The organism is Agromyces sp. GQ35, assembly GCF_059758475.1.
In genome coordinates this window covers 1,509,571-1,522,960 of sequence record NZ_JCAXEO010000001.1, presented here as the reverse complement: position 1 = coordinate 1,522,960, position 13,390 = coordinate 1,509,571, and the positions used below count along the sequence as shown (strand labels likewise).

The 13,390-nt window shown below is 68.3% G+C and carries 6 protein-coding genes; 1 reads left to right on the top strand and 5 read right to left on the bottom strand.

The features are described 5' to 3' along the window. Positions 1-7: 7 nt before the first annotated feature. Positions 8-2,431 carry a family 43 glycosylhydrolase gene (locus AC6CH0_RS07085; protein WP_498099144.1) on the bottom strand — a complete coding sequence of 808 codons (2,424 nt, stop codon included), beginning with the start codon at positions 2,429-2,431 and terminating at the stop codon, positions 8-10. Between the two features lie 112 nt (positions 2,432-2,543). Then, positions 2,544-5,480 (bottom strand): beta-xylosidase family glycoside hydrolase, encoded by a 2,937-nt coding sequence (locus AC6CH0_RS07080; RefSeq protein ID WP_498099142.1) that lies wholly within the window; start codon positions 5,478-5,480, stop codon positions 2,544-2,546. Positions 5,481-5,694: 214 nt separating this feature from the next. Between AC6CH0_RS07080 and AC6CH0_RS07075 the strand changes: the two genes are divergently transcribed. Next, positions 5,695-6,735 (top strand): LacI family DNA-binding transcriptional regulator, encoded by a 1,041-nt coding sequence (locus tag AC6CH0_RS07075; protein ID WP_498099140.1) that lies wholly within the window; start codon positions 5,695-5,697, stop codon positions 6,733-6,735. 4 nt (positions 6,736-6,739) lie between these two features. On the opposite strand, the gene AC6CH0_RS07070 is transcribed toward AC6CH0_RS07075, so the two are convergent. From AC6CH0_RS07070 to AC6CH0_RS07060, 3 genes are all read right to left on the bottom strand, one after another. Continuing rightward, complete coding sequence (locus AC6CH0_RS07070) at positions 6,740-8,431, bottom strand: AbfB domain-containing protein (RefSeq protein WP_498099138.1); 1,692 nt, start codon at positions 8,429-8,431, stop codon at positions 6,740-6,742. Beyond that, complete coding sequence (locus AC6CH0_RS07065; protein WP_498099136.1) at positions 8,428-11,091, bottom strand: immunoglobulin-like domain-containing protein; 2,664 nt, start codon at positions 11,089-11,091, stop codon at positions 8,428-8,430. Before AC6CH0_RS07065 ends, AC6CH0_RS07070 begins: the two co-directional genes overlap by 4 nt. A gap of 98 nt (positions 11,092-11,189) precedes the next feature. Continuing rightward, the gene (locus tag AC6CH0_RS07060) at positions 11,190-13,379 is read right to left on the bottom strand and encodes a family 43 glycosylhydrolase (protein WP_498099134.1); all 2,190 of its coding nucleotides are present in this window, start codon (positions 13,377-13,379) and stop codon (positions 11,190-11,192) included. Positions 13,380-13,390: the final 11 nt, after the last annotated feature.

Below are 13,390 nucleotides of genomic sequence, written 5' to 3'. Positions count from 1 at the left end.
CGTTCACTCAGCCACAGGACCGCGCGTCGTACGGCGCATCCAGCGAGACGGTCCGCGGCTCGCCATCCACGGGCGCAGTCGCAGTCACGGCGACCGTGGCGGCCGGCAAGGTCGGCTGACGAGTGGTGAACGCGTGCACCGCGTTCTTCCCCGGAGCAAGCGACGCGATCGACTTGGTGCCGAATGACGTCCCGAAGACGACCGAGACCGATACGTCCTCGTGGTTCGTCGCCTGCACCGTCACGATCGCCTTGCCGGCGACGCATCGTGTGCCGGCGGTCACCGCGACGTCGAGCGCCGGAGCCACCTCGCCTTCGGTGAACTCGAGCGTGTCGAGCTCGAACAGGTCACCGGCGGCGCCGCTGTAGGTGAAATAGACGTCGTGGGTGCCCGTCGCCCCCTCGAGGTCGGCAGTCACCTCGGTCCACGCACCCGTCGTGCCATCGACGTCGATCGTGCCCACCACGGGGCCGTCAGCCGAGTCCAGGCGCACCTGGATCGCGCCGCCGGCCTGAAGCGGCTTCACCTTCGCAGTGATCGACGCAGCGCCGTTCTCACCGAACGCCACCGAGGAGAGACCCGTCCAGTCGCCGGCGTCGATGTCCTTCACCACGAGGTTCGGGGCCGAGGCACCGAACTCCGAGGATCCACCATCGACCTTGGCCGTCGCGACGCCCTTCGTCCAGCCGAGGGTCTCGCCCTCGAACACGCGGAACGGATCGAAGTCCCGCACCTGATCGACACCCGCATACGTGCCGACGACCTGGTTGACGGTGCCGTCGGCCTTGAACGTCAGCTCCTCGATGTGCGGGCTTCGATAGCCCTGCGTCGTGTCGCCGTTGATGCGCTTGTTCAGCGTCGGCGCGTGATAGGTGAAGTAGAACTTGCCTTCGTACTCGAAGACCGACTGGTGGTTGTTGCCTCCAGTGCCCGATCCGAAGAACTGGGACTGGTTCGGGAACATGACGCCGGCGTACGCCTCTTTCGGCCACGACATCGGATCCTCCGACATCATGTAGCCGATCTGGCCGCCGCCCGGGTACCCCGGCAGCGGGGTCTGGCTGCCGCCGAAGTCGGTACCCCCGAAGTGCGACGAGTACGAGAGGTAGTACTTCTCTCCGCGCTTGAACACCTGCGCCGCCTCGAAGGCGACCGGCGCGTCGACGACGGCAGCGGTGCCCTCCGTCGAGATCATGTCGTCGCCGAGTTCGATGACGCGGATGTTCTTCGGGTTGTTGAAGCGCTCAGCGGCCGGCATGCTCGTCGACGCGGGACCGCCGCCGAAGAAGAGGTACTCCTCGCCGTCGTCGTCGACCAGCGGCGCGGGGTCGAAGAGCCAGGAGACGCCCTGCGCGCCGGGAGTGCTGCTGTTGATCAGCGTGCTCGTGCGCTCGCTCGTCCACGGGCCCAGCGGGCTCGTGCCCGTGAGCACGTTGCTCGACCCACCGCCGTTGGCGTAGTAGAGGTAGTACTTCTCCACGCCGCCGACGACCTGCTTTGCCATGCCCGGAGCCCACGAGTTGTTCGTGAACGGAGCGACGCCGTTCGGCCCGGCGACCTGGATCTCACCGTGGTCCGTCCAGTTCACCATGTCGGTCGACGAGATGAGCGTCACCTGGTTGATCGCCCCGTAGTTGATCTGCGGAGAGACTCCGGTGACCGGGTTGGGAGCGTACCCCTGGGTGTCGTTCGTCATGTACATGTACACGCGGCCCTTGTCGACGAAGCCGAAGCCGTCGGCCCCGAACTTGTGCCCGAGCAGGGGGTTGTGGTCCCCCGGAAGCCGGCCTTCGACCTCCACGGTCCTCGACGGCGGCGGGGGCGGCGGGGCGCCGACCATCGAGACGTCGTCGAGGGTGAAGTCCATCAGGTGCGTGTCGGGTGCTGACGACGGCGTCGAGGTCCACGGCGTCTCGAAGAAGACACGGGCGGTCGCCACGCTCTGCCCGGTCGGGATCGTGAAGCTGCCGTTGATGTACGCCCACTGCCCCTTCGTCGCCGTGACGCTGACGAGGTTCGTGTAGGTGCTGCCGCCGTAGTGCATCGTGGCGAAGAACTGCTTCGTCGCGGGCCCGTTGGCGTTGTCGTACTTGATCCTGGCCTTGAGCGTGTACGTCTGCCCGGCCGCCACCTTGCCGGTCAGGTCCTGCATCGGGCCTGAGCCGGTGGTGGCGCGGCCGGTGATGATGGCCGCGCTCGATCCCGAGTAGGCATCGGTCGTCGTGGCGAGGGTTCCGCCGTCGGTTCCGTTGCCGTTGTTCACGATCCAGTTGGTCGTGCCGTTCTCGAAGCCGCCGTTCAGCACGAGCTCCTCGTCGGCGGCGTACGATGTCGTCGTCGCAGCGAATGATGCGGTCATGAGCGCCGCCAGGGCGAGACCGGCCAGGGTCCGCCTCGGCACGCGTCTGCGCCGTTCCTGTTGCAGTTCCACGAATCCTCCTTGATTTAGTGTCGTGGGACGTTGGATCCCCGGTCCCGAGGCCAGCCTCGGGACCGGGTTCCGAGCGGTACGGATCCGGGTCGACCGGCTCCGCCCGCCCAGATCAATTGCACGCGCGGGCCGGGTACCCCGCCTCGCGCTCCATCGAGACGGATTCGCCGTCGATGGTCGCCGAGAACTCAGCGGATACGGCTCCCGCGGGCAGGCTCGCGAGGCGGGTCGTGAACGCGTGCACCGCGTTCTTGCCGGGAGCGACCGACGCGAAGGACTTGCTGCCGTACGGCGTCTCGAAGGCGACCATGATCGGCACCTCCTCGGCGTTGGTCGCACGCACAGTGACGACGACCTTTCCGGCCACGCAGCGGGTGCCGGCCGTCAGTTCGACGTCGAGGGTCGGGGCCGGCGCCTGCAGCGTTCCGAGGCGAGCGAGTTCATAACTGAGCGCTCGCTCGGGGGCATCGATCTGGTTCTGCGTACCGATCGCCCCTGCTGCCACCGTTCGCGCCTCGGCAAGCGTGTCGGCCATGGTCGCCCATGCGTCGGCGGGATAGTCCCCCGAGTCGAGCGAGTCGGCGTAGGCGATGGCTGCCGCCAGGTCGCTCGTGTCGAGCGGCTGGTTCTGCGCCGTCAGCGTGTCGCTCAGCAGGAAGCGGTCGACGTCGACGTGGCCGCCGGTCTGCTGGGTCGCGTAGTTGAACAGTCCGACCCGGTGCCCCATGAAGTGCGTCAGCCCTCCGTCGAGCCGGAGCGGCCCGACGGCGTCGCCGAACGTCGTCCACTGGAGCCCGTCGAGACTGTAGGAGAACGTCGTGAAGAGCTGACCCGGAGTCCGAGCGAAGTCGAGGTCCGCCTTCAAATGCACCTCCGTGGCGTCACCAAGTGCCGCAGAGCGGCCCGGCAGAAAGCTCTCGACGGCCGACTGATCGATCGACGCCGCGAAGGGCTGGCCGCGATGGACGACACCCACCGAGCTCACGCCGTTCACGCGCTTGACCGCGACGTACGAGAAGTCGCGGTTGTACGCCGCGAGACCGGCGACGTCGCCGTCGTTCATGCCCGAGATGTCGAGCTTCGTCTCGACCGACTGCCGAGGTCCGAACGTGCGCTGCGAGAGCGTGTTCCGAGTCTCTTCGAGCCAGGTCAGCTCGCCGCCGGAGCCGCGATGCGTGTACGCACCGGTCACGACCTTGCCGGCCGTCATCCGCAACCAGCCTTCGCGAGCGGTGAGCGACCAGTATCGATTGTCGGGCGTGTGGTTCCACTCCCATGCGAGATCGAGGTTCGACCCGTTCGGGGCGATCTCGTCGGCATGGGGCAGCTCGGTGGTGGCCGGGCGTCCGATGAGTGACACGTCATCGACCGCGAAGTCCATGAGGTGGGTGTCGGGGGCGGTCGACGGCGTGCTCGTCCACGGAGTCTCGATGAAGATGCGCACGTCGGAGAGTGCCTGCGATGACGGGATCGTGAACGATCCCGTCACCTTGCCCCAGCTCCCGCGGGTCACGGCCGTGGCGGGGGAGAGGTTGGTGAAGACCGTGCTGCCTCCGCCGTAGCGGGCCGTGATGAGGAACTGCTTGGTCGCCGGGCTCGCAGGATTCTCGTACTTGACCCATGCCGAGACGTCGTACGTGACGCCGTGCTGCACCTTGCCCGTGACGTTCTGCGCCGGGCCCGATCCGGTGGTGCTCCGCCCGGAGACGGCGATGGCCGTCGAGCCGGTGTGCGCGTCGGTGGTCGTCGAGAGCGTCGCGCTGTCATTGGCCATCCAGCCCTCGGTGCTTCCGGACTCGACGCCGGGATTGCCGAAGAGCTCGACGCCGATCAGCGTCTCGTCGAGGTCGGGTGCCGTCGGCAGCGTCCACTGCTCGTCCTGGTAGGCGCGATGCGGTGCATCGTTGTCGAAGTCGTCGGACGCGACGATGCCCTTGAGCCGCTCGAACCGCTCCTGCGCAGGAGCGAGCTCGATCGGCTTCGCGAAGACGCCGTCCACCGGCACGACGCCGTTTTCGCCGAAGGTCGGCCACCCGTCGCTCCAGGTCGCCGGGATCAGTGCCGGAATTCTGCCGATCGGAAACGTGTCGCGGAAGAAGAAGCCGTACCAGTCATCAGCGCCCGCGTCATTCGAGATGGGCACGAGGCTGCCCTGCGCGAATCCGTTCGAGTTCAGCACGCCGCGGGACTCGTAGGGCGCCGGTGTCGCCGCGAGGCGCCCGAGCAGCTCGGTCGAGCGGAACATCGCGACCTGTCGACCGCTGCTCGGCCAGGTGATCATCACCACGTAGTAGTAGCCGTCGATGAAGAACGCCTGGGCGCCCTCGAAGAGCCCGGTGCTGCCGACGTACGGCTGGCTCGCGTAGTCGCCGCGCTGGATGAAGTTCGGAAAGTCCTGCTCGATCGCGGTCAGCGCCGGGTTCAGCCGCACGGCGCTGACGCCGCCGTAGATAATGTACGGCGTTCCGCCGTCGGCGTCGTCGAAGAACAGCGAAGGATCGTGCAGGCTTCGGCCGAGTGCCGCCCTCGTCCACGCCCCGTTCTCGATGTCGTCGGTGCGATAGATGTACGCGCCGCCCAGGTTCAGTGAATTGATGAGCACGTAGAAGGTGCCGTCGTGGAAGCGGAGCGACGACGCCCACTGCCCCTGCCCGTACGAGTTCGAGCCGTTTCGCAAGGAGGCGGCATCACCGATGGCGAGGCGGTCGAACGCGTAGTTCACGATCTCCCAGTTGACGAGGTCGTACGACTTCATGATCGGTGCGCCCGGACTGAGCTGCATCGTGGTGCTGATCATGTAGTAGATGTCGCGGCCTTCGTCGTTCTGCGATGCCGGGACGCGCTCGACGCTCACGTCGGGAACGTCGGCGTTGAGCAGTGGAACCGTGTACGTGCCGTCGCCCGTGTCGGTCGAGGTGTACGACGACTCCGGGTTCCAGTCGTCGGCGGCCTGCGCGGCACCGGCGGTCGCGGCGAGGCCGACGCCGACCAACAGACCGGCGGTGACGAGCGAGACGACCCGCCGAACCAACACTGCACGCGTGCTCATCTGCGATCTCCTTCGATTGCGAACGGGCCGGATTCGGTACTGGAGTGGATCGATAAACTCCCGAACGGCTTTCGGATGTTACCGCGAACATTCCGGCGGTGGCAAGACCGTCCGAGTCGCTCGTGCTCCTGCTCATGCCACGAGCGCCCGCTTCGGTCGCCTCGATCTCCGAGCTTCTGCGCGGTCAGCGCCAGGCGAGTGGGAGGATGGGGGCATGCCCGGTCACGACCGCATGAACGTCACCATGCAGGACGTGGCTCGGCACGCGGGCGTATCGCCGCAGACCGTGTCGAACGTGGTCAACGGGCGCTCGGCGCGCGTCGGCGACGAGACGCGTGTGCGGGTGATCGAATCCATCGCCCAGCTCGGGTACCGCCTCAACCAGTCGGCGCGCTCGCTTCGGCGTGGCCGCACCGGCATGGTCGGACTCGCCATCCCGACGTTCGACTCGGAGTACTACGGCGCGCTCGCGCAGGCCCTGAACGACCGATTCGCCGAGCGCGGGCTGCGACTCGTGACCGAGAACACCGGCGGTGCCGTGCGCGCCGAGGTCGAGTCGCTCGCGTCGTCGCACCTCGATTCGTACGACGGATTCGTGCTCGCGCTCGCCGCCGGTGATACCCCCGACTTCGATCGCATCAGCATCGACAAGCCCGTCGTGCTCCTCGGCGAGCGCGCCCTGTCGAGCCGATTCGACCACGTGCTCATGGACAACGAGGGCGGCGCCCGGCTCGCGACCGGGCTGCTGCTGCGCACCGGAGCGCGCTCGATCGTCGCCCTCGGCGGCGTGCACGACGCTGAGGAGTCCATGCCGGGTCTCCGCACCCGCGGCTACGCCGAGGCGCACGCCGAGATCGACAGCGAATTCGACCCGGCCCTCGTGCTCCCGTCGTCGTTCAACGCCGAAGGCGGGCACGGCAGCATCCGCGCCCTGATCGCGTCAGGGCGGCGGTTCGATGCGGTCTTCGCCTTCACCGATGGCCTCGCCATCGGCGCGCTCCGAGCACTGGCAGACGCCGGGCTGCGCGTTCCCGAAGACGTGCAGGTGGTGGGGTTCGACAATACGACCGCCAGCCAGTACACCGTGCCGCGCCTGACCACCGTGGAGCCCTCGAATGAGGCCAGGGCAGAGACAGTGGCCGAATTGCTCGTCTCGCGCCTGCAACATCGGGAGGGCGTGCTGGAACGGCGCGTCGTCGTGCATCCGACGTCGATCGTCGAACGCGAGACGACCCGTCGCGTGCGCAGCGCCTGACCCGTCAGTCGACGAGCCGGAAGGTCGAGTCCTTTCGATCCTGGTCGTCCCTGATCGGATCGATCCACAGCTGGAAGTTCCGGTGACGGATGTACCGTTCTGCGAAGTTGTGCGAGCGAAAGGAGGTGAGCATCGAGTGCCCGAGCCCGGCGACCGGCACGAAGGTCGCGTCCGCCGCGAACAGCGACGAACCATCGCCCTGGTTCGCGACGAGCCTGAAGAAACTGTGCCGCAGGTAGGTGCCCGGCCGTTCGACGGACTCGAACGACACACGGCCATCTGCCGTGCCCGCCAGCCCCGAGACGACCCTGAACCGTGAGAGGCCGAGCGCCGGGTCGGCGGCGAGCGCGACCGAGCCCGCCGAGGCGGCGACGTAGTGACTCGGATGCGTGAACGCCTGCAGGCGCGAGACGCGCTCGCCGACCCCAGAGGCCGCAGCCGTCAGAGTGCCGAATCCGAGCTGGTCGTACCCGCCGGACTCCTGGCCGTAGTCGCCGCCGCCCCCCTCGGCTCGAACGAGCTGCACCATCTGCGCCGTCCACGGCGCCTGCAGGCCGCGCCGGCCTGCATAGTGCCCGAGGATCGCCTCCCACACGGGTCTGAGCTGCCCCCGCGATCCGCCGCCCACGACGGTCTGGGTCTGCCAGCCGACATGGCCGGCCGTCGTGTTCGGGCCCGACTGCCAGGTGTACGGCGTGAACGGCACGTCGTTGCCGAGGTTGTACTTGGCGACGTACTCGGCCGCCTTCAGGAACCGGTTGTCGTCGGCGCCCCACAGGTCGATGCCTTGATTCCACGCCATTTCGCAGATCGCGCCCATGAGCCCCATGCCCATCATGGTGTGGCCCTGGTCGCGACCGCTCTCCTGCCACTGCGCGAGGCCCTCGTCGGCGTAGACGAACGGCACCGCATGCGGCAGCGAGCCGTTGCCCGCGCCGTTGGCGAAGTAGTCGACCGCTCGATCGACGAGGTCGTCGCGGTCGGCGAAAATCCCGATCGCGAGGATCGACGCCATGTTGCACAGATCCCAATTCGCCCAGTAGTTGGTGATCACGGCGTTGTTGTGGAATGCCAGGAACTGCTCGTTCATCGGTTGGAAGACATTCAGCAGCATGTCGCGGAACGCCGTCAGCCGGAAGTCGCTCCGTTCGCGCACGAGCTCCGCGGCATTCGCGAACTGGTACCCGTAGATGCCCGCTGCGAGGAAGCGGTCGGCGTTTCCGCCGATCGCGACGAGCGACGACGACCAGGCGTTGAGGATGCGCACCGCGGTCGCGCCGTGCTCCTCGAGGCCGGTCGCCCGCCACCGCAGCGCGTTCTGATAAGCGGCGTGGATGTCGTAGGCCATCTGCATGTAGTTCTGGCCGGTGCCACCGCGGATCACGGTTGCGAGCGGCCGCGGATTCCAGGCGGGGTTGCTGCGCCCGTTGGCCGCGAGGCGTTCGTATCCCGAATACCACGGCTGGGACTGTGCAGCGATGCGAGCGGCCAGGTCACCGAGATCGGATGCCGTGTGCAGCAGTCCCGGATGTGCAGACGTGGAGGTGCCCAGCGACGTGAACGCCGAGCGCGGGGCGACCGTGCCTCCGGCCATGGCCTGCGCGGGGAGCGCTGTCGCGCCCGCCGCGCCGGCCGCCGCGAGGGATGCCGCGATCAGCGCCCCCCCGAGCACGTCCCGACGGGTGAGCGCGGTCATCCGCAGCTCCGTGCGGCGTAGGCCGCACTGTCATCGGAGTTCGCGCTGCTCGCCGTCGCTGTGACGCCGACGAACCCGGCGTCGATTGCGGCGAGCCTCGTCGAGAACGCCTGCGAGACGGTCTTGCCCGGCTGCACGGAGGTGAACGTCTTCGAGCCGTAGACGGTCGTCACCGTGACATCCGCCGGCCTGGTGTCGGCGTTCTTCGCCGAGGCGACGACCGTGACCTTGCCGGCGACGCAGCGGGTGCTCGCGCTCGTCTCGATCGCGAGATCGGGGTTCGTGCCGACGCCGGCGTAGGTGAACATGACGCGCTGGTACTCCTCGGCCGTGATCGGCAGGATGCCGCCGTGGCGCTTCTTGAGTGTGCCGAGATTCACGCCGCCCGCTTTCGACCACACCGACGCGGAGGTCGAGGCGAGGTCGGTCGAGCGGAACGGCAGGTATCCGCGGCCGGTGGCGTACTGGTCGGCGAGCAGGCCGTAGAGCTGCTCAGCGGCGCCTCGGTCGTCGTCGTTGTACGCGAAGAACTCCGGTCCCTCGAGGCATCCACCGGTGTAGTTGTTCCCGCCCGAGCAGGTGCCGCTGCCGCTCAGGATCGACTGCAGCGTGCCGACGAGCACCCACTCCTGCTCGGTGCCGCTGGTCTTCGCCGTCGCGGAGGTGGTGATCGCGTCGAGCTTCTTCGACCGCTCGATGGTGATCTCGCCGTCGCCCGACGCCCGGTAGAACCAGTCGCCGACCTTGATCACCGTGGTGTCGATGATGGAGTGCGAACGGTCGATCCACTTGACCGGCGTCGAGAAGGTGGTGAAGTCGCGGGTGGTCGAGAGGTAGACGTCGACGCTGTCGCCGAGCTCGGTGTTGCCGTCGGCACGGGTCGCCCAGTAGACGTAGTACTGCTGGGTCACGTCGTCCCAGATCGCCTCGGGCGCCCAGGCCATGCCCGCGTTCGGGATCTCGCTCGCCACATCGACGAAGCGCGGCTCGCTCCAGTCGACGAGGTCGGTGGATTCCCACACGACGAGGAACTTCGAGCCGGTGACGGTCGCGTTCGAGTTGCCCCAGCCCCCACGGTGGTAGATGCTCAGGTCGGTCGCGATCATGAAGAAGCGGTCGCCCTCGGGCGAGCGCACCACGAACGGGTCGCGCACGCCCCCGTCGCCCTGGTCGGCGGCGAGCGACAGCACCGGATCGCCGTTCGCACGGGTGTCGGTGAAGGTCAGCGCGTCGCGGCTCGTGGCGATGTAGATCTGCTCGTCGCTCGCACTGCCCTCGGTGCCGGTGAAGTGCGCGAAGAGGTAGTCGGTGGTCTTCGCGAGCGGCGTCGACTTGCGCACCGTGAGCGGGATCTCGCGGGTGGCGACGGCGTCGCCGAACGCCCCGGTGACGGTGAGCACGACGGTCGTGTCGACGGTCGTGGGCCGCGTGACGACGCCGGGCGCAACCGCATCGGTGCCCGCGACGTCGACGATCGCGGCATCCGAAGAATTCCAGCTCAGCGTCGAGCCGAACCGCTCGCCGGTCGTCGGCAGCGTGAGGTTGCCGCGCACGTCGCCGGCGTTCGCGAGGGCGATCGCGTCGACGTCGCGCTGGGCCGCTTCTGCATCGGTCGGTGCGGCGAGCACGGTCACCGAGAACTGCTTGGTCGCGGTCGTGCCGCGCACGGTCGCGGTGCCCGTGAGGGTCACGACGGTGTCGGATGCCGGTTGACTGATCGTGCCGTCGGCGCCCACGATTCCGGCGGGCGACGACGACCAGGTCACTCCCCCGCTCGTCGGCAGCACGAGGTCGGTCTCCACGGCGGCGAGATCCTGCTCGTTCACGGCATCGAGGTCGAGCGCGGCTGCCGCCTCGTTCGCCGCGGCCTGCGCGTCGGTCGCGGCGATGGTGCCGAGCTCTGCGGCGGTGAGCGCCTCGGTGTAGACCCGGAACGACGACACCCCGCCCTGGTACAGCGAGTCAGCGGCGTAGGCGCTCTTGCCCAGGAAGTTCATCGTGTGCGTCGTGAGATCGCTGAGGTTCGTCGTGGAGTTCGACTTCTCGGCCACGAGCGCACCATCGATATACAGCCGCAGCGTCGAAGTCGTACCATCGGCGTTCTTCGCGATCGTCGCCGCGACCGACTGCCACCGCCCCTCGGCGAGCTTCGTCGTCGACGTCACGGTCTGCTCACCGGACCAGTTCGTCTTCGAGATCGCCAATCGCGGCGCCACCGGCTGGATGAAGAACTGGCCCGTGGCACCCTCACCCGAACCGCCGATGTTCCACAGGAACTTGGCGCCGCTGAGCGCGGTCGGGTTCGTCTCGACCACGATCGTCGCGGCCGACTGACCGGCAAGCAGCCCATCGGGCAGCTTCACGTGGTTCGCGCCGTTCAACTGCAGGAACCCGCCGCGCCATGCCTCGCCGCCGACGACCGTCCCGTCGTGCCCGGTGCCCGAGAGATCGTGGGCGACCGTGCCCGACGCCTCCGAGAAGTCGTACGACGCGATCAGCGAGCCCGGAGTGACGGCGGTCGCCGCACCCGGGCCGGCGAGCGCCAGACTGCTCGCCGCGAGCAACGCGCCCGTCGCGCCGGCGACCCAGCGCCGCGCACGACGTGCAGTGGGTGACGTCGTTCGAATCGGTGTCTCTCGAATCGGTGTCTCTCGAATCATCGGTGATCCTCCGGAGTGGTGTGTTCGCGCCGGTGGGCGCTGTCGGTTGTTGATGCTGGTGTCTGCTGTGCGGTGCTGCATGCGGCCGGCCGTCGCCCTCAGCCGCAGCTGCGTGCTGCGTACGCGACCTCGACGGGGTGGGCGGCCGAGGCATCCGTCGCGTTCGCGGTGATGGTCGCCGTGCCCGCGGGCATCGACGCGAGCCGGCTCGAGAAGGTCGTGCTGCTCGCGGCGCCGGCGGCGAGCGCGGCGAGCTCCTTCGAGCCGTACGCGGTCTCGATGCCGACAGCCACCGGCCCGACGGCCTCGTCGGACGCGTTGGTCGCGGTGACCACGAGCACGGCCCGGCCCGCTGCGCAGCGAGTGGATGCCGCGGCCGTCACCTCGACGGGGCTCGCGATCGTCTGAGGTGCGACGCTCGTGAGGGTCGGCTGCACCGCTTGGAAGAGCCCGTCCGGGCCGATCGTGAGCTTGTCGATCGTCGTCTCGCGGTGGGTGCCGTCGCCGTTCGGCATGGCGAAGCGGTGGTAGGCGATGTACCAGTCGTCGGTGCCAGGCACGTTGATGATCGAGCTGTGGCCGGTGCCCTTGATGCCGAGTGAGAGGTCTTTCTGCAGGATGACCCCGCGGTAGGTCCACGGCCCGTGCACGCTCGTCGAGGTCGCGTAGCCGACCCGGTAGTTCTCGGACCCGGTGTCGTCGATCGAATACGTCAGGTGATACAGGCCGTCGCGGTGGTTCACGAACGTTCCCTCGCGGAACGAGGTCAGCCCGCTGATGCGTGCGATCGTGCCCGGCTTCAGCGACAGCATGTCGTCGCTCAGCTCGGCGTAGACCGGGCTGCCGTTGCCCCAGAACAGGTAGTACTTGCCCGACACGGGGTCGAGGAACGCGGACGGGTCGATGGCCTGACCCGAGGTGACGGACTCGTTGTTCAGGATCATCGCCGTGGGCTGCGCGGTGAACGGCCCCTCGGGGCTCTCGGCCACGGCCACGCCGATCGTCTTTCGATTCAGGGCCGCGTTGTGGCCGCTGAAGTAGAAGAAGTACCTGCCGTCGCGCTCGATGATCGTCGGCGCCCACGCGTTGCCACTCGCCCACGGCACGTTTCCGTTGGCGCCGTCGAGGGTGAGGAAGGGCTCCGCGGAGCGGGTCCAGTTCACGAGGTCGGGCGACTTCCAGACGAAGAAGTCCTTGCCACCCCAGCCGGCGGTGCCGTCGGTCGTGGCGTAGAGGTAATAGGTGTCGCCGAAGACCGCGATGTTCGGGTCGGCGTACAGCCCGGGCAGCACGGGGCTCTGCATCACGTGCGCCGAGAGCGTCCAGGTCGCCGTCGTTCCGCCCGGCGCGGTCAGCGTGTACGTGACCGGCGCGCGGAGGTCGACGATCTCGCCCGACGCGGGCGAGACGCTCACTCCGGCGGCGGCGGTGAAGGTCGGCGCGAGCGCCGAGGCATCCGTGCCCGGTCGCAGCGGCAGGATCGCCGTGCGGGCTGCTCCGTTCACGATCGGAGCGATCTTCAACACCGACGGGTCATTGAGCGACACGTCGGTCAACTGGTCGGTCGCGCCGGCGTTGGTGAGCACCTCAGCGGCGGTGAGCGCCCGATCGAACACCTGTACCTCGTCGAACGAGCCCTGGAAGTACCCGTCGGCCGCATAGAACGACTTGCCGAGATAGCCGAGGAGGTTCGAGCCCAGCCCGGACACGGTGGTGCCGAGCGCGGGGTTCTCGCCGAACTTCGCCCCGTCGACGTAGACGGTCATCTTCGCGCCGTCGAACACGAGGTCGTAGTGGTGCCACGACCCGCTCGCGACCGTGCCCGTCACGGCCGACTCGCTCTGCCACGACGCATTCGTGATCGCGCTGCGCACATCGGCGCCGCGCACGCGCAGGAAGGAGTACTTCGTCGAATCGGCGCCGAAGGCGAAGGTGAAGAAGTTGCCGCTCGTCTTCTCGCTCTTGATGTCCATCGACACCGTCATGGCGTCGCGGCCGTCGAAGAAGCCCTGCGGGAAGGCCGCGAAGCCGTTGGCGGAACCGTCGAGGCGCAGCACCCGGCCCCGATCGGCATCCGTCACGAGCGCCGCGGTGCCCGAAGCGGTGAGGTCGGCCGTGCCGACCGAGTCGTGCAGGGTGCCGTCGTCGAAGGCGTAGGCGGCGATCGGCTGCGGGGCGGCCGGCTCCTCTGCCGCCGCGGGCAGCGATGCGCCGAGTGACGAGGCCAGTGCGGCCCCGACGACGAGGGACGCCACGGTCGTCAGCCGCGTTCTGCTGGTGCGATTCATGGGTGTGCTCC